Genomic DNA, 20147 nt, shown 5'->3' with positions numbered 1-20147 from the left:
CCGAGCGCCAGCGCGGCTACGCTGTCGCAGGGATATCAAACACCTGCCGCAGGTAGGCGAGGTATTTCTCGTCATCACACATGCCCTTGCCCGGCGTGTCCGACAGCTTGGCCACAGGCTGGTCGTTGCAACGCGTCATCTTGATGACCACCTGCAGCGGCTCGTGCGCTGGCGGGCTGCCCAGGTCATTGGTGAGATTGGTGCCAATTCCAAACGCCAGCTGGCAGCGGCCCCGGAACTGCTGGTACAGCTCGATGGTGCGCGGCACCGTGAGCGCATCGCTGAAGATCAGCGTCTTGGTCAGCGGGTCCACGCGGTTCTTGCGGTAGTGGTCCAAAAGGCGCTCGCCCCAGGCGAACGGATCGCCGCTGTCATGCCGCGCGCCGTCAAACAGCTTGCAAAAGTAAAGGTCAAAGTCGCGCAGGAAGGCGCTCATACCGTAGACGTCCGACAGCGCAATGCCCAGGTCCCCCCGGTACTCCTTGGCCCACATTTCAAAGCCAAAGACCTGGCTGTCGCGCAGGCGCGGGCCCAGCGCCTGGCAGGCCTGCAGATATTCATGCGCCATGGTGCCCAACGGCGTCACGCCCAGCTTCATGGCATAGAGCACGTTGCTCGTGCCCGCAAACTGGCCGGGCCCTGCGGGGGCGCCGGGACGGCGGTCGCCCGTGCCCAGGCGGGCCACCAGCACACGCAGCACTTCTTCGTGCCAGGCGCGGCTAAAACGCCGGCGCGTGCCGTAGTCGGCAATCTTGAGATCCGACAGGCCGTCACCCTGCAGCAGCGCAATCTTGGCATCCAGGCGGCGGCGGCCTTCCAGGAAGTCGGGCACTTTCTGCGTGTTGCGAAAGTAGACCTCATTGACGATGGCCAACACCGGGATCTCGAACAGGATGGTGTGCAGCCACGGCCCCCGGATGGATATTTCGATCTCGCCGTTGTGCTGGGGCATGACGGTGATGTATTTCTCGTTGAGCTTGAACAGCCCGAGAAAATCCACAAAGTCGCTCTTGATGAAACGCAGGGATCGCAGGTAGGCCAGTTCGGCATCCTGGAACTGCAGGCAACACAGCGACCGGATCTCGTCGCGGATTTCGTTGGCAAACGGCGCCAGCTGCACGCCGGGGTTGCGGCACTTGAATTTGTATTCGACCTGCGCCCCCGGAAACTGGTGCAGCACGACCTGCATCATGGTGAACTTGTACAGGTCGGTGTCGAGCAGGCTGGTGATGATCATGGACAGGGCAAGCCTCAGAAATCGCGAACACGTTCCCAAGGCCTCAGACCGGGCAACGAAGCCACAAAGTGTAGGCCATCGGGAGCCCTGGCACCGCGCAAGGCCAGCGGCGTCAGCCAGGTTTCAGCCGCCGCACAGCGCCTGGCCTGGTTGAGTGCCCTGTGGTGCGCCAGCGCCTATCTGTGTTGCGTTACGCGCTATCAAAACCATACCAGCCAGTTTGCACGCGGTCAGCCGGGCACCACCAGAGCTTGCAGCACGGTGCGCAGCGCCTCGGGCACGGGCACCGGTCGGCGGGTTTCACGGTCCACATACACATGGATGAAATGGCCCGCGGCAGCGGTCAGTGGCTCGCCTTGGGCAAACAGGCCCACCTCATACCTGACGCTGGAGCCGCCCAGCCGTGCCACGCGGATGCCCGCCTCCACCGTCTGCGGAAACGCCAGCGGGGCAAAGTAGTTGCACTGGGTTTCGATCACTAGGCCAATGGTGCCGCCCGCATGGATATCGAGCACGCCCTGGTCGATCAGGTGGGCATTGACCGCAGTGTCAAACCAGCTGTAATACACGACGTTGTTCACATGGCCATACACGTCGTTGTCGGCCCAGCGTGTGGTGATGGAGCGAAAGGCCTGGTAGGCGCTGCGCGGCTGCGGGGACGGGCGGGCGGCCGGTGCGGACGCAGCGGCAGGGGTGGTGCTGGCGGCAGAAGTCATGGCCGCACATTCTGCCAGCGCTGGTGGTACTGCCAGGCCACGCGCCAGGTGTTGAGCTGGGCCAACACCGTGTCGTCCAGGTTGCGGCCGTAACCTCCGGCCATGGCAAAAACCAGGGGGATGCGCCGCTGCCACGCCCAGTCGAACACACGCCGGTCGCGCGCCTCCAGCCCGTCGTGCGTCACCGCCAGCCGCCCCAGGCGGTCACCTTCATGGGGGTCGGCACCTGCCAGATAGAAGATGAGCTGGGGCGCAAACCGCTGCTCCAGGGTATCGAGCGCCTGCTCCAGGGCCTGTAGATAGTCAGGGTCCGTGCAGCCATCGGGCAGCTCGACATCGAGGTCGCTGGGCTCCTTGCGGAACGGAAAGTTGCGAGCCCCGTGCAGCGACAGCGTGAACACGCTGTGGTCTCCCCGGAAGATGTGCGCCGTGCCGTTGCCCTGGTGCACATCCAGGTCGATCACCGCCACCTGAAGCGGCCGGGCGGTGCGCCCGCCGCCTCCCCGCGCCCATTCCACCTGCATCAACCGGGCGGCCACCGCCACGTCGTTGAACACACAAAACCCGCTGCCCTTGTCGGCATAGGCATGGTGCGTGCCCCCCGCAAGGTTGCCCGCCACCCCTTCGTGCAGCGCCACGCGGCTTGCAGCCACGGTAGCGCCCACAGAGCGCCGCGCGCGCTCGGCCATGGCCTCGCTCCAGGGAAACCCAATCTCGCGCTGGGCCAGGGGCGGCAGCGTGCCGTCGGCAATCGCATCGATGTAGTCGGGCGCATGGGCCAGCGCCAATTCGCGGTCGGATGCGGGCAAGGCCACCTGGAGCGACACACCCGGCAGGTGTTGGGCAATCCGGTCGCGCAGCAGTCTGTACTTGGCCATGGGAAACCGATGGCCTTCGGGCAAGGGCAGCACAAAATGGTCTGCGTAATAGGCGTGCATGACGCGATTGTGGCGAAGGGCGGATTTCTGGGTGGCCGTCCCTAATTTGCTGCACCGCAACAAAAAACCCTTGCAATCGCGAACGAAGCCCCTAAAATTCAACCCATGCTGCACTGCAACATGACTTACCGAGTCAGGGCCAGCGCAGATGTCTGTGAACCACCTGGCCTTCAAGGCCCTCATTTTTAGGAGATATGACATGACGCTGACCGCTGAACAAATCCTGGCCTCGCACAAAGCCAACATCGAAACCCTGTTTGGTCTGACCACCAAGGCCTTCGAAGGCGTGGAAAAGCTGGTTGAACTGAACGTGACCGCTTCGCGCGCCGCTTTGTCGGAAGCCGCTACCCACACCCAGGCTGTCCTGGGCGTGAAGGACGCACAAGAACTGCTGGCCCTGCAAGCCGGCCTGTTCCAGCCCCTGGCTGAAAAGACCGCCGCCTACAGCCGTCACCTGTATGACATCGCTTCGGGCACCGGCGCCGAATTCGGCAAGGCTTTTGAATCGCAAGCTGCTGATGCTCAGAAGAGCTTCACCAACCTGGTCGACAGCGCCGCCAAGAACGCACCTGCCGGCTCCGAAACCGCTGTGGCCGTGATGAAGAGCGCCGTCTCTGCTGCCAACAACGCTTTTGAATCCGTTCAAAAGGCCGTCAAGCAAGCGTCTGATGTAGCCGAAGCCAACTTCAACGCCGTGGCCAATACCGCTGCCAACGCCGCCAAGACTGCGGCTCCCCGCAAGCGCTAAGTCCAGTACCTGCGGTCTGGAGTGCAACCTCTAGGCCGCATTCAGGGAATACCCTGATAATTCAACCAAGCGCTGCGGACACCCTCCGCAGTGCACCAGTTGTCTCCTTGGATCCTCTCGAAACCCCCGTTTCAGGGATCCTTTTAAAGCCCGGTTCATGACCGGGCTTTTTTTTGCCTGGACCTTCCCGCAGCGCACTGGAACTGGCTCTGCGCGGCTTCAGCGGCCGGTTCGTTGGGCGACGGGCCCTCGTTGTGGCGGGCCTTGTCGGAAATTCCCGCCCCGTCCTTCCCGACGTGCAGACTCGGCTTTGCGCTGCATCAGACGCTTGCACCAAATCCCGATCTCTCTCGGGCGTTTATTAAGAATAATTCGTGTTTGCTTTATCATTAGCGGAGTTACAACCCCGAAAGATGCATCCATGTCGAAGACTGTGAAAGCCTTGCTGAGTGCTTGTGCCCTGGCCGCCGCTGCAGGCGTTGTCCATGCCCAGGAACAAGTCGTCAACCTCTACTCGGCCCGCCACTACTCCACCGACGAAGCGCTGTACAGCGGCTTCACCAAGGCCACTGGCATCAAGATCAACCGCGTGGATGCCGACGACGCCGGCATCCTGGCGCGCCTGAAGGCCGAGGGCGCTGCCTCGCCCGCGGATGTGATCCTGCTGGTGGACGCCGCACGTCTTTACAAGGGCGAAGTGGACGGTCTCTTCCAGCCCATCCAGTCCAAGGTGCTGAACGACGCCATCCCCGCCAACCTGCGCAGCAAGCCAGCCGCTGACGGCGGCATCGCCTGGTTCGGTCTTTCCACCCGCGCCCGCGTGATCGTCTACAACAAGGTCAAGATGCAAAAGGCGGACATCGATACCTACGAAGAGCTGGGCGACCCCAAAAACAAGGGCAAGCTGTGCATCCGCTCCGGCTCGCACCCCTACAACCTGAGCCTTTTTGGCGCTGTGACAGAGCACATGGGCGAGCAGAAGGCCGAGGCCTGGCTTAAGGGCCTAGTGGCCAACCTGGCGCGCCCTCCCAAAGGTGGCGACACGGACCAGATCAAGGCAGTGGCTGCTGGCGAATGCGATATCGCCGTGACCAATAGCTACTACCTGGCCCGCATGATGCGTTCTACCAAGCCTGAAGATGTGGCTGTGGTGAACAAGGTGGGCGTGGTGTTCCCCAACCAGGAATCCTGGGGCACCCACCTGAACATCGCGGGCGGCGCTGTGGCCAAGCACTCCAAGAACCAGGCCAACGCGGTCAAGTTTCTGGAATACCTGGCCAGCCCGGAAGCACAGAACTACTTTGCCAATGGCAACAACGAGTGGCCTGCCGCAAAGGGTGTGACCCTGGACAACCCTGCCCTCAAGGCCATGACGGGTGGACAGCCTTTCAAGAGCGAGACCATTCCTATCAGCGCAGTGGGTGCCAACACCACGAAGGTGCAGCAGATGCTGGACCGCGTCGGCTTCCAGTAAGCCCGCCCGGCTCCTGACAAGCCCGGCCTGGCCGGGCTTTTTTTCGCCTGCAGAAAGTCGGCCTCGATGCGCCATAATTGACGTTTACGTTAACGTCACTTACAGGAGACAGCACATGGACATCAAGGGCAAGGTATTCATCGTCACCGGCGGCGCATCGGGCCTGGGTGAAGGTACGGCACGCATGCTGGCGGCCCAGGGCGGCACCGTGGTCATTGCCGACATGCAGGCCGAAAAAGGCGAAGCCGTGGCCAAGGAGATCGGCGGCGCCTTTGTGAAATGTGATGTGAGCAACGAGGCCGATGGCCAGGCGGTAGTGGCCAAGGCGGTTTCGCTGGGCAAGCTCATGGGCCTGGTCAACTGCGCTGGCATTGCCCCCGCAGAAAAAACAGTGGGCAAGAACGGCGCCCATGCCCTCGCGCTGTTCAGCAAGACCATCACGGTCAACCTGATCGGCAGCTTCAATATGATCCGCCTGGCCGCCGAAGCCATGAGCAAGAACGAACCCGAATCCACCGGCGAGCGCGGTGCGCTGATCTCGACGGCCAGCGTCGCGGCCTATGACGGCCAAATTGGCCAGGCAGCCTATGCCGCATCCAAGGGCGGCGTGGTCGGCATGACACTGCCGATCGCCCGCGACCTGGCGCGCAACGGCATCCGCAATATGACAATTGCCCCCGGCATCTTCGGCACACCGATGCTGTTTGGCATGCCGCAAGAAGTTCAGGACGCGCTGGCCGCTGGTGTGCCCTTCCCCAGCCGCCTGGGCACGCCGCAGGACTATGCCAAGCTGGTGCAGCACATCTTTGAGAACGACATGCTCAATGGCGAAGTGATTCGCCTCGACGGAGCCATCCGCTTGGCACCACGCTGAAACAATGGCCTGTGGCGCCGACAGCGTCACACCTTATTTGCTATTAAATATATAGCAAACAATGCTTTCATATAAAGCGCTACAGGCCATTTTCTTCAAAATTCTACCTTTCGCACCTCCTGAGGAGGAGGTTGTCATTGCCAGGAAGGTAGACGGCTGTCATCAGCAGCCTGTTCACGGTTTCGCACGGTCGTAAGCAGGCTCTCAAACCAGGGTGACGCGACGCTCTGTCATCCAGGCATCCAGTTGCGCCGCCGGAACCGGCCGACTGAAGTAATACCCCTGGCCGGTATTGCAACCCAAAGATAGCAAAGCTTCACACTGCGTGGCCGTCTCGACCCCTTCGGCGATGGACTCCAGGTCGAGGCTGTGCGCCAAGCCGATGATGGCGCGCACGATGTGTTGGGCGCTGCCGTCTTCGCCAAGATGGCGCACGAAGGACTGGTCAATCTTGAGCTTGTGAACCCGCAGGCGCTGGATGTAGCTGAACGACGAGTAGCCTGTGCCAAAGTCGTCAATGGACAGCTGCACCCCCAGGTCGAACAGCTGCTGGACAATGGCGATCACCTTTTCGGGGGCGTCCATGGCAATGCTCTCGGTCAGCTCCAGCTCCAACATCTGAGGCGACACCCCGCTGTCAGCCAGTGCCTGCTGCACCATCTCGACCAAACCGGGATGGCGAAACTGAACCATCGACAGATTGACCGCCACCGTGAACCCGGTATGGCCCGCTTCGCACCACGCGCGTGCCTGTGCCAATGCCGTGCGCAATACCCATTCCCCAATGCCCAGAATCTGCCCACTGCTTTCCGCCACGGGGATGAACTCTGCGGGGCTGATCAAACCGAGTTCCGGATGGGTCCAGCGCAGCAGTGCCTCGACCCCAGTGAGCCTGCGGTCGCGCAAACGGATCTGGGGCTGGTAGTGCAACGCCAACTGGTTTTGCACTACCGCACTGCGCAACGCGTTTTCTATCTGCAACACCCTCAATGAGTGGGCTTGCATATCGGCAGAGAAAAACCGGTAGGTGTCACGTCCCGTCTCCTTGGCACGGAACATCGCCGCATCAGCACTCTGTGCCAGGGTTTCAAACTCACGGCCATCCTCTGGATACAAAGCAATGCCGATGGACGACGTCACCACCAGCTCATGGTGGCCCAACCTGCAGACCCGGCGCACCTCCGACTGCAGGCTCTCGGCCACATGGGCTGCATGCTGCGCATCCGCCAATGGCAGCACGATGATGAACTCGTCTCCCCCAGGGCGCGACACGGTATCCTCCTCGCGCAGCACCAACTGCAGCCGGTGTGCGATCTCCACCAGCAACTCATCGCCCACCTGGTGGCCCAGGGAGTCATTGACATTCTTGAAATGGTCCAGATCCAGGTAAAGCAATGCAAGATGCTGTCCGCTGCGCTGGGTCAGCGCGAGCGCCTGGCTGAACCGCGACGCAAACATCGTACGGTTGGGCAAGCCCGTCAGCGCATCAAAGTTGACCAGCTTGCGGATACGCTCTTCATCGCGCTTGCGTTCGGTCACATCTTCTTGCACGGCCAGGTAGTGCGTGATCCGCCCTTGCTCATCGTGCAGCGGCGAAATGATGGCCGACTCATAGTACTCACGACCGTCCTTGCGGCGGTTGAGAAACTCGCCGCGCCAGGCACGCCCCGATGACAGATGCGCCCAAAGGTCGGCATAAACAGACAGCGGGGTTCCCCCCGCGCTGAGCAGACGCGGGTTGCGCCCGACAACTTCGGCAAGGCTGTATCCGGTGGTGACGGAAAAAGCCGGATTCACATATTCAATGTTGCCGTCGGCTCCAGCGATGAAGATCGAATTGGGAGCCTGTTCTACGGCATGGCGCAGTTTGCGCAAAGTATCGAGCGTCTGCACCCGCTGCGTGATGTCACGGGACAACACCACAAAATGCGCCTCTGACGCCTCATCCATCACTTTGCGGGCCACGGAGAGTTCGAACCAGTGCTTGCCATCTGGCAGATCGAGTGTGTACTGGAAATCACGGGCAACCCCGTGCTCGGCAGCCGCGTCAATGGCACGCTGTGTCACCGCAGCAGCCTGCGGTGGAAGAATGTCGTGAATGGTGCGACCCAGAACCTGTTCGGCCGGCAACAGCTGCAACTCGGGCTGGCGCGTATGGATCTCGACATAACGACCACCGCGCGTCACCTCGAACATGAGATCGGGAACTGCGTCCAGCACCGCACGCAAGGCCTTGTCGGACTGCTTCAATGCGCGGTATGGCGCCTCAATAGTGCCCACAAAAATGGCCCGGTACAGATAGTAGTAACCCACCACCTTGTAGACATGGCCCAGCAGGTTGAAAGGGTCCGTGGCGGTAACGTAGAAAGTGAAAAAGAACTCGCTCAGGGCCATCACCCAGACCGCAGCGAAGAGGCGAGCCACATCAAACGATGTACGCTCTCTCGCCAGACGCAACAAGAGAGCCAGCGACGCGGCATACAAGGCAATCACGCCATATTCAGCCGCAATCTTGAACGGGGTAAGGCCTGTTGATCCGTAGGTTTCGGGATACCAGTGCGGGTACCAGAAAACCAGCACGTGAACCGCTCCGACAACGCCCAGGACCAGCGCCAGCACGGCAAATCGCCCCGGCCCCGCAGATGCCGAATCCCCAGGCGCATGCCAGTGCAGCCCTAGCGCCCACAGCAGGCTTACAGCCACCAGGTAACGTGCAGGCAGCCAGAAATTGATGCCCTTGGCCACCGAATTGGCCGTGACGTAATCGGGCATGCCGGCATACGACAGCATGTGCGAAAAATCCAGCAGGGCCACACCCAAAAACCCGCAGGCGAGGATGAACACGTTCCGCTGAGGATTGATGCTGTGCGCCTTCCAGCCCACCGCAAAGACCAGTGCCGACACCACAATAGAGAGCGTTTCCAGCCCCTGGTGAAGTACCAGGAAATGCCGCACTCGTTCGGGAGTCGCCATCGAGAAATATGCCCAGGCGGCAACTGCAGCCCCGGTCAGCAGCCACAACACAGGAGCCACACTTCTGAAGCTGGCGGTATGTTGGGAATGGATCTGCCACCGAGAGAGAGTCATGGGCGCCTTGTCTCTTTGATGTGCCCCACCCTCAGTGCGGCCATGCCGTTACACATTCTTGCACACCCCGTCTTCAGCCACAAACCAGGAACGCAGGCGCAAAAAAAAAACCGCTGCAGCCTTGCGACTGCAGCGGTTGATGACTGGCGGAGTGGACGGGACTCGAACCCGCGACCCCCGGCGTGACAGGCCGGTATTCTAACCAACTGAACTACCACTCCTGGCAGGCAGCTTTTGCTTGCATCTTTTCAACACAAGCCAAGCGCTACAACTTGGCGACCCTACGGGGATTCGAACCCCGGTACTCACCGTGAAAGGGTGATGTCCTAGGCCTCTAGACGATAGGGTCAAAACCTTGGAACTAACCGTTAACAAACTTTGGTGGAGGTAAACGGGATCGAACCGATGACCTCTTGCATGCCATGCAAGCGCTCTCCCAGCTGAGCTATACCCCCAAAATTTCTCTGGCTTACACCAAAGAAAAACCCTTGCATATCAAAGACCTGCAAGGGTTTTGACTGGCGGAGTGGACGGGACTCGAACCCGCGACCCCCGGCGTGACAGGCCGGTATTCTAACCAACTGAACTACCACTCCTGGCAGGCAGCTTTTGCTTGCATCTTTTCAACACAAGCCAAGCGCTACAACTTGGCGACCCTACGGGGATTCGAACCCCGGTACTCACCGTGAAAGGGTGATGTCCTAGGCCTCTAGACGATAGGGTCAAAACCTTGGAACTAACCGTTAACAAACTTTGGTGGAGGTAAACGGGATCGAACCGATGACCTCTTGCATGCCATGCAAGCGCTCTCCCAGCTGAGCTATACCCCCACTTAATGACCCCAACCACACCGTGTTTGTTGTCATCATCTGAGCCTTGAATTATAGACAGATTTTTAGCGGTTTCGCAAACGCGCTACAACTTTTTCACGACCGACCAATTCCAGCACGGCATCCACCGAGGGCGTGTGGGCCGTACCCACGGTCAGAACCCGTGCGGGCATGGCCAGCTGGGGCATCTTCAGGCCCTGGCTAGCCAGCACCTGCTTAAACGCAGCACTGATGGAAGCCTTGTCCCATGCGCAGACCGACAGCGCATGGGCCAAAACATCCAGCGCGGGTGCAATGGCTTCGGTAACGTGCTGGCTGCGCTCCGCATCCACGGGCGTTACCTCACCGTAGAAGACATGCGCCCAATCGGCGAGCGCCACTGTGGTGTCGCAGCGATCCTTGAACAAGGCACAGATCCGCGCAAGCCGCCCATCTGCCAACGCTTCGGCAGATACCCCCCGCTGCTGCAGCTGAGGCGCCACCAGCGCGGCCAGTGCGTCGTCGGCCATGGCCTTGAGGTGCTGGGCGTTCACCCAACGCATCTTGGCTTCGTCGAACTGGGCCGCACTGCGACCCAGGTGGTCGAGGTTGAACCATTGCAGGAATTGCTCGCGGCTGAAGATCTCATCGTCGCCGTGGCTCCAGCCCAAGCGCGCCAGGTAGTTCACCATGGCATCGGGCAGATAGCCTTCGTCGCGGTACTGCGTGACGGGCTTGGCACCGTTGCGCTTGCTCATCTTCTCGCCTTGCTCGTTGAGCACGGTGGGCAGGTGGGCATACACCGGCGGCTCCTTGCCCAGAGCGCGGAAGATATTGATCTGGCGCGGGGTGTTGTTCACGTGGTCGTCACCCCGGATCACGTGGGTGATGGCCATGTCGATATCGTCCACCACCACACAGAAGTTGTAGGTGGGCGTGCCATCGGGGCGCGCAATCACAAGATCGTCGAGTTCGTCATTGCTGATCTCGATGCGGCCTTTGACCTTGTCGTCCCACGCCACCACACCGCCTTGCGGGTTCTTGAAACGCAGCACGGGCAATACCCCCTCGGGCACGGGCGGCAGGGTTTTTCCAGCCTCGGGGCGCCAGGTGCCGTCATAGCGGGGCTTTTCCTTGGCGGCCATCTGCTTCTCTCGCAAGGCATCCAGTTCGGCCACGCTCATGTAGCAGGGATACACATGGCCTGCGGCCTGCAGCTCTGCCAACACAGTCTTGTAGCGGTCCATGCGCTGCATTTGGTAGAACGGGCCTTCGTCGTGGTCCAGCCCGAGCCATGCCATGCCTTCGATGATCACGTCTACCGCCGCCTGGCTGGAACGCTCCAGGTCCGTGTCTTCAATGCGCAGGATGAAATCGCCGCCCGTAGCACGGGCAAACGCCCAGGGGTACAGCGCAGAGCGGATGTTGCCCAGGTGGATAAATCCCGTGGGAGACGGGGCAAAACGGGTGCGCACGCGGCCCGCGCCGGAAGCAGTGGTATCAGTCATGTCAATAAGTTCTGGCCCTCGCGGGGCCAGTTTCAAGATTCAATCAATCCAGAGAGCGGGGGCAAAGCTTGCTGCCAGGTCGCCATCCAGGACAAGGCGACCTGCAACGATCCTATGCCTAAACCTCTTGGGCATTCGGCAGCGCCAGGCGGGAGGTGTCTTCCTCTCCCTCCTCCACCCCCACCCGCCCCTCGTTCAGGCTGGCGATGCCCTCGGCGGTAATGTCTCCGGTCACATAAACACCATCAAAGCAGGACGCATCAAACCCTACGATGGCGCTATTGAGGGCGCCCACCGCCTTTTTCATGCCGTCCACATCCTGGTAGATCAGCGCGTCGCAGCCAATCGCCTGGCGAATCTCTTCCACGGTGCGGCCATGGGCCACCAGTTCGCTGCTGGTGGGCATGTCAATACCGTACACGTTGGGGTAACGCACCGGCGGTGCAGCGCTGGCAAGGTACACCTTGCGCGCGCCGGCATCGCGTGCCATCTGCACGATCTCGCGGCTGGTGGTGCCACGCACGATGGAATCGTCCACCAACAACACGTTGCGGCCCTTGAACTCGCTGCCGATCACATTGAGCTTCTGGCGCACCGACTTCTTGCGCACACCCTGCCCCGGCATGATGAAGGTCCGGCCCACATAGCGGTTCTTGACGAAGCCTTCGCGGTATGGGATGCCCAGCAGGTGAGCCAATTGCGTGGCACTGGGGCGGCTGGACTCGGGGATCGGGATGATCACGTCGATTTCGTTGGGTGGCACGGTGGACACCACGCGCTTGGCAAGGGCCTCGCCCAGGTTCAGACGCGCCTGGTACACCGAAATGCCGTCGAGCACCGAGTCCGGGCGCGCCAGGTACACGAATTCGAAGATGCAGGGGTTGAGCTGCGGGTTTTCGGCACATTGGCGGGCATGCACCTGTCCGTCGAGCGTGATGAAGATCGCCTCGCCGGGGTCGATGTTGCGCTCGAACACATGCGATGTGCCCTCCAGGGCGACCGATTCGCTGCCCACCATCACAGTTCCATCCTGGCTGCGCCCCATGGCCAGCGGGCGAATGCCGTGCGGGTCGCGGAAGGCCAGCAGGCCGTGGCCTGCTATCAGCGCGATCACGGCATAAGAGCCCTTGATGCGTTTGTGTACCGCACGTACCGCAGTGAAGACGTCTTCAGGCTGCAGCGGCACACCCCGGGTGGCGCGCTCCAGCTCGTGCGCGAACACATTCAGCAGAACTTCAGAATCGCTTTCCGTGTTCGTATGGCGGTGGTCCGTCAGGAACAGCTCGGTGCGAAGTTCGCGCGCATTGGTCAGGTTGCCGTTGTGCACCAGCACGATGCCGAACGGTGCATTGACATAGAACGGCTGCGCCTCTTCTTCGCTGTAGGCGTTGCCTGCGGTGGGGTAGCGGACCTGGCCCAGACCCACATTGCCAGGCAACGCGCGCATGTTGCGCGTGCGGAACACATCGCGCACCATGCCCTTGGCTTTGTGCATGAAAAACTTGCGGCCCTGCTGGGTCACGATGCCCGCTGCGTCCTGACCACGGTGCTGCAAGAGCAGCAAGGCGTCATAGATCAGCTGATTGACGGGCGCTGGACTGACGACGCCGACGATTCCACACATAGTTGTATTCCATCCGTTTGCGGGAACAGCCCCGCGGCAACCCAGCGGCAACGGCTTCTGGCCGCAACCGCATCGCTATCAGGAAGGCAGATGCCTTCCAAATTCTTCCGGCAGCGCCGGTTTCAAGCCCCGAAGCACTTCAGCCAGCACCGGGGCACCTTGGGACTCCTGCCACCACAAGGCTTCGTGCAGGGGCGTGAGGCCCGCCACCACGGCCACCGCCAGCAGCAAAACCACCCCGCGCAACACCCCGAAGGCCGCCCCCAAAGTACGATCTGCAGGCCGCAGGCCGATGGCATCCACCAGCTTTTTTGCCAGCCATGTCAAAAAACCGCAGGCAAACACCGACGCAACAAACACCACCACAAACCCTGCGGCATAGCGCAATGCTTCGGCCGACTCGCCCATAGGCAACAACGCCGCCATGTCCTCGGCAAACCATTGCGCCACAAAAAAAGACACCACCCAGCCCACCAGAGACAGCACCTCGAACACCAGCCCGCGCCAGGCTCCTACGAGCATCGATGCCAGCAGCACCGCCGCAAAAATCCAGTCCAGCGCAGCCATGGATACAAAAACCCCTTGGCGCTGGCCTACAGAGTCAGCACAGAGGCCGACAGATCCAGCGCCTTGATGCGCGCCGCAGCCTTGTCCGCCTCAGCCCGGTTGGTGAAAGGCCCCACACGAACCCGTGTGCGCTTGCCCTCCTTGGTGTCCACCACCTGGGTGTAGGTTTTCATGCCCGCACGCTCCACTTTGGTACGCGCTTCACGGGCTTTGTCTGCGTCTGCGAAAGCACCCACCTGCACAATGAACCGGGCTTCCTCTGCAGTGGCAGCCGCAGCCGCGGGCTCTGCCGACCGGCCTTCCAGCAGCGCACGCGCGCGGGCAGCCTCGTCCGGGCGCTGCACAGGCTTGGGCTCGCTGGGCACCGGCGGCTTGGGCTCTGGCTTCGGTTCGGGTTTTATTTCCGGTTTGGCTGGCGCTGCAGGGGCGGGTTTGGAAGCCGCGGAACGCGATCCTTGCACCAGTTCCTCGCCATCCGCGAGCCCATTGCCCACCGCATTGTTGCTGCGCTGGGGCGTGGGGCGCGGTGCGGTGGCCACGTCCTGCGAAGACGGTGTCGAAGGCTTGGCAGCCCCTGGCGCCTCAGCAACCGGAGCGGGCACCACCAAGGGCGCCACCTTGTTGCGGTCGGGGATCTCGATGGGAATATCCACCGGAATCGGCCGGGGTTGGGTGTCAAACAGCATGGGGAAACCGATCACCCCAATCAGCACCAGCACTGCGGCGCCGATCAACCGATGGCGAGCACGCCGCCGCATCACCTCGATGCTCTCGGCCTGCGGGGTGCGCGGGCGCTTGGACGGCTTTTCGGCCTGAGCTTGTTCACCCTGACCGGGCCACCGAAACTTGAAAAATGCCATGGAGTAACGACTCGTTCGGACCTCAGAACCTGTCTATTGGCCCAGATGTTTGGCGTGCAGGCGAGGTGTTCCGTTGATCAGAACACCACCCACCGTGTAAAACGAGCCAAAGACCACGATTCTATCAGCGGGGTCTGCTGCGGCCACCGCCGCCTCCAGGGCCTCCATGGGGTCTGCGTGCAGACTGGAGGTCACATCGCGGCGCCCGCCCGCCACCATCTGCACGGCGTTCCACTTCTGCTGCAGGACGGCGGCAGTCTCGGCGCGCGGGGTCGGCAGGTTGGTGAAATACCAGCGGTCTACCAGCGGGCCGACCTTGGCCAGCATGGGCCCCAGGTCCTTGTCGGCCATGGCGCCGAACACCGCATGCGTCGTGGGGAAAAACCCCATGGCATCCAGATTGGCAGTGAGTGCAGCCACTGAATGCGGGTTGTGCGCCACGTCGAGCACCAGCGTAGGCTGGCCTGGCACGATCTGGAACCGCCCCGGCAGCTCCACCAATGCCAGCCCGTTGCGCACCGCCTGGGCCGTGACGGGAATGCGCTCGCGCAGGGCCTCCAGCGCGGCCAGCACGCCCGAGGCATTGATCAGCTGGTTGGCGCCGCGCAGCGACGGATAGGCCAGCCCCGCATAACGGCGGCCCCGCCCTGCCCAGCTCCACTGCTGTTTGTCGCCCGAGAAATTGAAATCCTTGCCGAAGCGCCACAGGTCGGCACCGATTTCCAGCGCATGGTCGATGACACTCTGGGGAGCCATCGGATCGCCCACGATCACCGGGCGGCCCGTGCGCATGATGCCGGCCTTCTCCCGGCCGATGCTCTCGCGGTCTGGTCCCAGGAATTCAGTGTGGTCGATGTCGATGCTGGTGATGATGGCGCAGTCGGCATCAATGACGTTGGTGGCATCCAGGCGCCCGCCGAGCCCCACTTCGAGGATGGCCAAGTCCAGCCGCGCATGGCTCATGAGGCGCAGGATGGCCAGCGTCGTGAATTCGAAGTAGGTGAGGGAGATTTCATTGCCATTTTGGACCCTGGCGCTTTCCACAGCTTCGAAGTGCGCTATCAAATCAGAAGCATTGACAATTTCACCGTGAACGCGGCAGCGCTCCTCAAAATGCACCAGGTGGGGCGACGTGTACACGCCTGTGCGGTAGCCCGCCTGCTGCGCCACCGCCTCCAGCATGGCGCAGGTAGAGCCTTTTCCATTGGTGCCCGCCACGGTGATCACGGGGCAGTCAAACCGCAGCACCATGCGGCGTGCCACTTCACGGACACGGTCCAGGCCCATTTCGATGTTGCGGGGATGAAGCTGCTCGCAGTGGCGGAGCCAGCCTTCCAGAGTGTGGATTTTGGTATGCATACAGGGCGGGATTGTCGCCCAGCCACAAGTTCGAGGATGATGCGCGGCATGACAACCTCACTCATCACCGTTTACGGTATACCCAACTGCGACACCGTCAAGAAATCCCGCACCTGGTTGACTGAACACGGCGTGGACTACCAGTTTCACGACTTCAAGAAACAAGGGGTGCCCGCCCACCGCCTGCCCGACTGGACGGCGGCAGCAGGCTGGCAAAAACTGGTCAATCGGCAGGGGACCACATGGCGAAAGCTGGACGCGCAAACCCAGGCAGCTGTCACCAACGACGATAGCGCCAGCGCCCTGATGCAGGCCCAACCTAGCGTCATCAAACGCCCGGTGGTGGAGTGGCAGCACGGTGGCCAGGTGCACATTTCCGTGGGTTTTGCTCCCGACCAATGGCAGATGTGGTTGGGACGGGCTGCAGGCACCTGAACCGGCACGTGAATCAATCGCCATGACCGGAGAAATTGCACAAATCTTTACGCAGATTTACGGCGGGCAGGCCCTGAATTGACCGTGCGGGCCTAAACTTTTCTGCAGTCTGGTGCGTTATGTACCGACCCGAAAGGAGTTTCTCCATGAAAAAGATCGTCATTTTTTCCGCCATGGCAGCCATCGCCACCATGGCCAGCGCCCAGGAACAGGGCCGCGTGCTCTCGGCCACCCCCATCGTCCAGCAGGTCGCGACGCCGCAGCAGGTGTGTGGCAACGAGACCGTCTATAGCGGTAACCGCACCACCGGAGCAGGCGCCGTGATGGGCGCGATTGCGGGTGGCGCAGCCGGCAACGCCATTGGCAAAGGCAGTGGCCGCGCCGCCGCCACAGCCATTGGCCTGATCGGTGGCGCCGTGATCGGCAACCAGATCGAAGGTGGCCAGCCGCAGTACCAGAACGTACAGCGCTGCACGACCGAGACGTATTACGAGAATCGCACAGTGGGCTACGACGTGGTGTATGAATATGCAGGGCGCCAGTACACCACCCGCACCCAGAACGATCCAGGCCGCTGGATCCCGCTGAGCGTGCAGCCTGCAGGCCAGACCTATTCCACCCAGCCTGATCCTTACGCCTCACAAGGTGTGTACAGCCAGCCGGGCGTGGTGACCTCGACCTACCCTGCGCAACCGGTGTACCAGCAGCAGCCCACTTATGTGACGCCGCCCGTCACGGTAATCGAGTACGGCTACGACAGCCGTCCTTATTACCCGCACCACCGCAACCCCTACTGGCGCTAAGCCTCGGCATGCCAGTATCACCAAGAGCCCTTCGGGGCTCTTTTTTTGCGCCCAACGGCTGATGGGGATTTTTCAGAGGCCTGCTGCGGCGGCGCTCCCCGCCCTCTGCCCTAAAATCCTGGGTTTCCCTCTACCTTATCCAGCGCACTCATGACCACCGAAAAAATTGACGGCGTGTCCGTCACCACCCAGGCCAATGTGTACTTTGACGGCAAGTGCGTGAGCCACGGCATCACGTTTGCCGACGGCACCAAGAAGTCGGTGGGCGTGGTACTGCCCGCAACGCTGACCTTCAACACCGGCGCGCCCGAGATCATGGAATGCGTGGCCGGATCCTGCGAATACAAGCTGGACGGCACCGACGCCTGGGTCAAGTCTTCGGCGGGCGACAAGTTCAGCGTGCCCGGCAACTCGAAGTTCGACATCCGCGTGACCGAGGCCTACCACTACATCTGCCATTTCGGCTGATCGTTCGACTGCGCATTCGGCTGGAATTTGATTGATTTTGGCCTCTAGCGCTTATCTATCAAGCGCAAGCAGCTATCATTTTTGAGAAGCATTTCATGGCAACCATCCTCCAGAACCTCCCCCTCGGCCAGAAGGTCGGCATTGCATTCTCCGGCGGCCTGGACACCAGCGCAGCCCTGCACTGGATGAAGCTCAAGGGCGCCGTACCCTACGCCTACACCGCCAACCTCGGCCAGCCCGACGAGCCCGACTACGAAGCCATTCCGCGCAAGGCCATGGAATACGGCGCAGAGAAGGCTCGCCTGGTGGACTGCCGCACCCAACTGGCGCACGAAGGCATTGCCGCCCTGCAGGCTGGCGCCTTCCATATCAGCACTGGCGGCCTCACCTACTTCAACACCACGCCCCTGGGCCGCGCTGTGACCGGCACCATGCTGGTGGCGGCGATGAAGGAAGACGACGTCAACATCTGGGGTGACGGATCGACCTTCAAGGGCAACGACATCGAGCGCTTTTACCGCTACGGCCTGCTGACCAACCCCTCGCTCAAGATCTACAAGCCCTGGCTGGACCAGCTGTTCATCGACGAACTGGGCGGCCGCGCCGAGATGTCGGCGTTCATGACACAAGCCGGCTTTGGCTACAAGATGAGCGCCGAGAAGGCCTACAGCACCGACAGCAACATGCTGGGCGCGACGCACGAGGCCAAGGACCTGGAGTTCCTGTCCAGCGGCATCCGCATCGTGAACCCCATCATGGGCGTGGCATTCTGGAAGGAAGAAGTCGCCGTCAAGGCCGAGGAAGTGTCGGTCCGCTTTGAAGAAGGCCAGCCCGTCGCCCTGAACGGCGTGGAGTTCAACGACCCGGTGGAGCTGATCCTCGAAGCCAACCGTATCGGCGGCCGCCACGGCCTGGGCATGAGCGACCAGATCGAAAACCGCATCATCGAAGCCAAGAGCCGCGGCATCTACGAAGCCCCGGGCCTGGCGCTGCTGCACATCGCCTACGAGCGCCTGGTGACGGGCATCCACAACGAAGACACCATCGAGCAGTACCGCATGAATGGCCTCAAGCTGGGCCGCCTGCTGTACCAGGGCCGCTGGTTCGACCCCCAGGCCATCATGCTGCGCGAAACCGCCCAGCGCTGGGTGGCCCGCGCCGTGACCGGCACCGTGACGCTGGAACTGCGCCGTGGCAACGACTATTCGCTGCTGAACACCGAATCGCCCAACCTGACTTACGCGCCCGAACGCCTGTCGATGGAAAAGGTGGAAGACGCGCCGTTCAGCCCGCTGGACCGCATTGGCCAGCTGACCATGCGCAACCTGGACATCTCGGACACGCGCGACAAGCTGGGTGTGTATTCGCGCGCTGGCCTGCTGTCGCTGGGTGGCAACGCGGCACTGGCGCAGCTGGAAAACGACCGCAAATAAACCTCGGGCCCAGAATATGGGTCAAAAATGGCTCTAGCGCTTACCCATAAAGCGCTAGCAGCTACATATATATGAGCAAAGCCACCGGAAACGGTGGCTTTTTTCTTTGCGGGGAAGGTTGGCTGCTGGTCTAAACCACCACCGGCTCGGGCTCCAGCCGGATGCCAAAGCGCTCGTACACGCTGGTCTGGATGGCCTTGGCCAGGGTCATCACCTCGCCGCCCGTCACGCTGTCGGCGCCGTGCCCCCGGTTGACCAGCACCAGGGCCTGCTTTTCGTACACCCCCGCCTTGCCGATGGACTTGCCCTTCCAGCCGCAGGCATCAATCAGCCAGCCCGCCGCCAGCTTGATGCTGCCGTCGGGCATGGGGTAATGCACGATCTTGGGCTCGCGCGCGATGATGTCGGCGCACTGGTCGGGCGACACCGTGGGGTTCTTGAAGAAGCTGCCTGCGTTGCCCACCACGGCAGGGTCGGGCAGCTTGGCGCGGCGAATGTCGCAGATCCAGTCAAAAATCTGCTGGGCACTGGGGTGCTCCACGCCCGCCTCGGCGCGGCGGCGCTCCAGATCGAGGTAGCCCAGCACGGGCTTCCAGGGCTTGGGCAGCCGAAACCGCACATGGGTGATGACCGCGCGCCCCGCCAGGCCCATGCCGCGCGGCATCCCGCTGCCGTCGGGTGCTTCAGACGGCGCATGCTTGAAGACGGAGTCGCGGTAGCCAAAGCCGCACTGCGCGGCATCCAGGCTGAACGACTGGCCGGTGGCCAGATCGAGGGCGTCGAGCGATTCAAACCGATCCTGCAGCTCCACGCCATAGGCACCGATGTTCTGCACGGGCGAGGCGCCCACCGTGCCCGGGATGAGCGCCAGATTTTCCAGCCCCGGGAACCCGTGCGCCAGCGTCCAGGCCACAGCATCGTGCCAGACCTCACCTGCACCCGCCTCCACGATCCAGGCCTTGGGGGTTTCCTCCACCAAGCGCAGCCCCTTGATCTCCATCTTGAGCACGATAGATTTCACATCGCCGGTCAGGATGATGTTGCTGCCCCCGCCCAGCACAAACTTGGCTGCGGGGGCCAGCTCCATATCGGCCAGAACGGCCTTCAGATCCGACACGGAGCGCACACGCACCAGGGTTTGGGCACGCGCAGCAATGCCAAAGGTGTTCCAGGGCTGCAAAGGGGCGTTTTTCTCGACTACCATTGG

17 protein-coding genes and 6 tRNA genes are annotated in these 20147 nt (G+C 61.9%); 7 read left to right on the top strand and 16 right to left on the bottom strand.

All coding sequences use genetic code 11. The features are described from left to right. Positions 1–16 precede the first annotated feature (16 nt). The 3 genes from pncB to ACQ4MJ_RS06190 all read right to left on the bottom strand — a co-directional run bounded on the left by pncB (position 17) and on the right by ACQ4MJ_RS06190 (position 2891). Positions 17–1237 (bottom strand): nicotinate phosphoribosyltransferase, encoded by a 1221-nt coding sequence (pncB, locus tag ACQ4MJ_RS06200; protein ID WP_431149539.1) that lies wholly within the window; start codon positions 1235–1237, stop codon positions 17–19. A 230-nt stretch (positions 1238–1467) separates the two neighbouring features. Further along, positions 1468–1953: an acyl-CoA thioesterase gene (locus tag ACQ4MJ_RS06195; protein ID WP_121420425.1), complete on the bottom strand. Its 486-nt coding sequence runs from the start codon at positions 1951–1953 to the stop codon at positions 1468–1470. After that, a complete protein-coding gene (locus ACQ4MJ_RS06190) occupies positions 1950–2891 on the bottom strand; it encodes a histone deacetylase family protein (RefSeq protein ID WP_121420426.1) in 942 nt (313 codons plus the stop codon). Before ACQ4MJ_RS06190 ends, ACQ4MJ_RS06195 begins: the two co-directional genes overlap by 4 nt. A gap of 199 nt (positions 2892–3090) precedes the next feature. On the opposite strand from ACQ4MJ_RS06190, the gene ACQ4MJ_RS06185 reads away from it, so the two are divergent. The 3 genes from ACQ4MJ_RS06185 (at position 3091) to ACQ4MJ_RS06175 (ending at position 5987) form a co-directional block, all read left to right on the top strand. Then, positions 3091–3639, top strand: a complete 549-nt coding sequence (locus tag ACQ4MJ_RS06185) for a phasin family protein (protein ID WP_055402564.1) — start codon at positions 3091–3093, stop codon at positions 3637–3639. Between the two features lie 421 nt (positions 3640–4060). Then, the gene (locus tag ACQ4MJ_RS06180) at positions 4061–5113 is read left to right on the top strand and encodes an extracellular solute-binding protein (protein WP_055402566.1); all 1053 of its coding nucleotides are present in this window, start codon (positions 4061–4063) and stop codon (positions 5111–5113) included. 115 nt (positions 5114–5228) lie between these two features. Continuing rightward, a complete protein-coding gene (locus ACQ4MJ_RS06175) occupies positions 5229–5987 on the top strand; it encodes a 3-hydroxyacyl-CoA dehydrogenase (protein WP_055402569.1) in 759 nt (252 codons plus the stop codon). A 204-nt stretch (positions 5988–6191) separates the two neighbouring features. On the opposite strand, the gene ACQ4MJ_RS06170 is transcribed toward ACQ4MJ_RS06175, so the two are convergent. From ACQ4MJ_RS06170 to folC, 12 genes are all read right to left on the bottom strand, one after another. Next, the gene (locus ACQ4MJ_RS06170) at positions 6192–9074 is read right to left on the bottom strand and encodes a bifunctional diguanylate cyclase/phosphodiesterase (protein WP_431149540.1); all 2883 of its coding nucleotides are present in this window, start codon (positions 9072–9074) and stop codon (positions 6192–6194) included. A gap of 144 nt (positions 9075–9218) precedes the next feature. Further along, positions 9219–9295 (bottom strand) — tRNA-Asp (locus tag ACQ4MJ_RS06165). 52 nt (positions 9296–9347) lie between these two features. Continuing rightward, positions 9348–9423 (bottom strand) — tRNA-Glu (locus ACQ4MJ_RS06160). Positions 9424–9453: 30 nt separating this feature from the next. After that, a tRNA-Ala gene (locus ACQ4MJ_RS06155) sits at positions 9454–9529 on the bottom strand. A 64-nt stretch (positions 9530–9593) separates the two neighbouring features. Then, positions 9594–9670: transfer RNA gene (locus tag ACQ4MJ_RS06150), tRNA-Asp, on the bottom strand. A 52-nt stretch (positions 9671–9722) separates the two neighbouring features. After that, positions 9723–9798, bottom strand: a tRNA-Glu gene (locus ACQ4MJ_RS06145). A 30-nt stretch (positions 9799–9828) separates the two neighbouring features. Beyond that, positions 9829–9904 (bottom strand) — tRNA-Ala (locus ACQ4MJ_RS06140). A gap of 65 nt (positions 9905–9969) precedes the next feature. After that, positions 9970–11391, bottom strand: a complete 1422-nt coding sequence (gltX, locus tag ACQ4MJ_RS06135) for a glutamate--tRNA ligase (RefSeq protein WP_431149541.1) — start codon at positions 11389–11391, stop codon at positions 9970–9972. Between the two features lie 118 nt (positions 11392–11509). Continuing rightward, positions 11510–13015: an amidophosphoribosyltransferase gene (purF, locus tag ACQ4MJ_RS06130; protein WP_055402574.1), complete on the bottom strand. Its 1506-nt coding sequence runs from the start codon at positions 13013–13015 to the stop codon at positions 11510–11512. A gap of 78 nt (positions 13016–13093) precedes the next feature. Next, positions 13094–13582, bottom strand: coding sequence for a CvpA family protein (locus ACQ4MJ_RS06125; protein ID WP_055402576.1), 489 nt, complete (start codon positions 13580–13582; stop codon positions 13094–13096). Positions 13583–13608: 26 nt separating this feature from the next. Further along, the gene (locus ACQ4MJ_RS06120; protein ID WP_121506086.1) at positions 13609–14442 is read right to left on the bottom strand and encodes an SPOR domain-containing protein; all 834 of its coding nucleotides are present in this window, start codon (positions 14440–14442) and stop codon (positions 13609–13611) included. A gap of 33 nt (positions 14443–14475) precedes the next feature. Continuing rightward, the gene (folC, locus tag ACQ4MJ_RS06115) at positions 14476–15801 is read right to left on the bottom strand and encodes a bifunctional tetrahydrofolate synthase/dihydrofolate synthase (protein WP_055402580.1); all 1326 of its coding nucleotides are present in this window, start codon (positions 15799–15801) and stop codon (positions 14476–14478) included. A 48-nt stretch (positions 15802–15849) separates the two neighbouring features. Between folC and ACQ4MJ_RS06110 the strand changes: the two genes are divergently transcribed. From ACQ4MJ_RS06110 to argG, 4 genes are all read left to right on the top strand, one after another. Beyond that, positions 15850–16236: an ArsC family reductase gene (locus ACQ4MJ_RS06110; RefSeq protein ID WP_121508656.1), complete on the top strand. Its 387-nt coding sequence runs from the start codon at positions 15850–15852 to the stop codon at positions 16234–16236. Positions 16237–16382: 146 nt separating this feature from the next. Further along, the gene (locus ACQ4MJ_RS06105) at positions 16383–17039 is read left to right on the top strand and encodes a glycine zipper 2TM domain-containing protein (RefSeq protein WP_121420433.1); all 657 of its coding nucleotides are present in this window, start codon (positions 16383–16385) and stop codon (positions 17037–17039) included. A gap of 150 nt (positions 17040–17189) precedes the next feature. Beyond that, positions 17190–17507 (top strand): pyrimidine/purine nucleoside phosphorylase, encoded by a 318-nt coding sequence (locus ACQ4MJ_RS06100; protein ID WP_121506085.1) that lies wholly within the window; start codon positions 17190–17192, stop codon positions 17505–17507. Positions 17508–17602: 95 nt separating this feature from the next. Beyond that, the gene (argG, locus tag ACQ4MJ_RS06095) at positions 17603–18940 is read left to right on the top strand and encodes an argininosuccinate synthase (RefSeq protein WP_055402586.1); all 1338 of its coding nucleotides are present in this window, start codon (positions 17603–17605) and stop codon (positions 18938–18940) included. Positions 18941–19070: 130 nt separating this feature from the next. On the opposite strand, the gene murB is transcribed toward argG, so the two are convergent. After that, entirely contained in the window at positions 19071–20144 is a 1074-nt protein-coding gene (murB, locus tag ACQ4MJ_RS06090) for a UDP-N-acetylmuramate dehydrogenase (protein ID WP_055402588.1), read from the bottom strand. Positions 20145–20147 lie beyond the last annotated feature (3 nt).

Source organism: Acidovorax facilis, from assembly GCF_050626955.1.
GTDB lineage: Bacteria > Pseudomonadota > Gammaproteobacteria > Burkholderiales > Burkholderiaceae_C > Acidovorax > Acidovorax facilis.
The sequence above is the reverse complement of the archived record's forward strand: the minus strand, read 5'-3'. Positions and strand labels throughout refer to the sequence as shown.

Bases quoted from the DNA above. Each gene is read 5' to 3' on its own strand.
- purF (WP_055402574.1), bottom strand. From the start codon at position 13,015: ATGTGTGGAATCGTCGGCGTCGTCAGTCCAGCGCCCGTCAATCAGCTG.
- ACQ4MJ_RS06190 (WP_121420426.1), bottom strand. From the start codon at position 2,891: ATGCACGCCTATTACGCAGACCATTTTGTGCTGCCCTTGCCCGAAGGC.
- gltX (WP_431149541.1), bottom strand. From the start codon at position 11,391: ATGACTGATACCACTGCTTCCGGCGCGGGCCGCGTGCGCACCCGTTTT.
- ACQ4MJ_RS06185 (WP_055402564.1), top strand. From the start codon at position 3,091: ATGACGCTGACCGCTGAACAAATCCTGGCCTCGCACAAAGCCAACATC.
- ACQ4MJ_RS06195 (WP_121420425.1), bottom strand. From the start codon at position 1,953: ATGACTTCTGCCGCCAGCACCACCCCTGCCGCTGCGTCCGCACCGGCC.
- ACQ4MJ_RS06110 (WP_121508656.1), top strand. From the start codon at position 15,850: ATGACAACCTCACTCATCACCGTTTACGGTATACCCAACTGCGACACC.
- ACQ4MJ_RS06105 (WP_121420433.1), top strand. From the start codon at position 16,383: ATGAAAAAGATCGTCATTTTTTCCGCCATGGCAGCCATCGCCACCATG.
- pncB (WP_431149539.1), bottom strand. From the start codon at position 1,237: ATGATCATCACCAGCCTGCTCGACACCGACCTGTACAAGTTCACCATG.
- ACQ4MJ_RS06170 (WP_431149540.1), bottom strand. From the start codon at position 9,074: ATGACTCTCTCTCGGTGGCAGATCCATTCCCAACATACCGCCAGCTTC.
- ACQ4MJ_RS06100 (WP_121506085.1), top strand. From the start codon at position 17,190: ATGACCACCGAAAAAATTGACGGCGTGTCCGTCACCACCCAGGCCAAT.
- murB (WP_055402588.1), bottom strand. From the start codon at position 20,144: ATGGTAGTCGAGAAAAACGCCCCTTTGCAGCCCTGGAACACCTTTGGC.
- ACQ4MJ_RS06120 (WP_121506086.1), bottom strand. From the start codon at position 14,442: ATGGCATTTTTCAAGTTTCGGTGGCCCGGTCAGGGTGAACAAGCTCAG.
- argG (WP_055402586.1), top strand. From the start codon at position 17,603: ATGGCAACCATCCTCCAGAACCTCCCCCTCGGCCAGAAGGTCGGCATT.
- folC (WP_055402580.1), bottom strand. From the start codon at position 15,801: ATGCATACCAAAATCCACACTCTGGAAGGCTGGCTCCGCCACTGCGAG.
- ACQ4MJ_RS06180 (WP_055402566.1), top strand. From the start codon at position 4,061: ATGTCGAAGACTGTGAAAGCCTTGCTGAGTGCTTGTGCCCTGGCCGCC.
- ACQ4MJ_RS06125 (WP_055402576.1), bottom strand. From the start codon at position 13,582: ATGGCTGCGCTGGACTGGATTTTTGCGGCGGTGCTGCTGGCATCGATG.
- ACQ4MJ_RS06175 (WP_055402569.1), top strand. From the start codon at position 5,229: ATGGACATCAAGGGCAAGGTATTCATCGTCACCGGCGGCGCATCGGGC.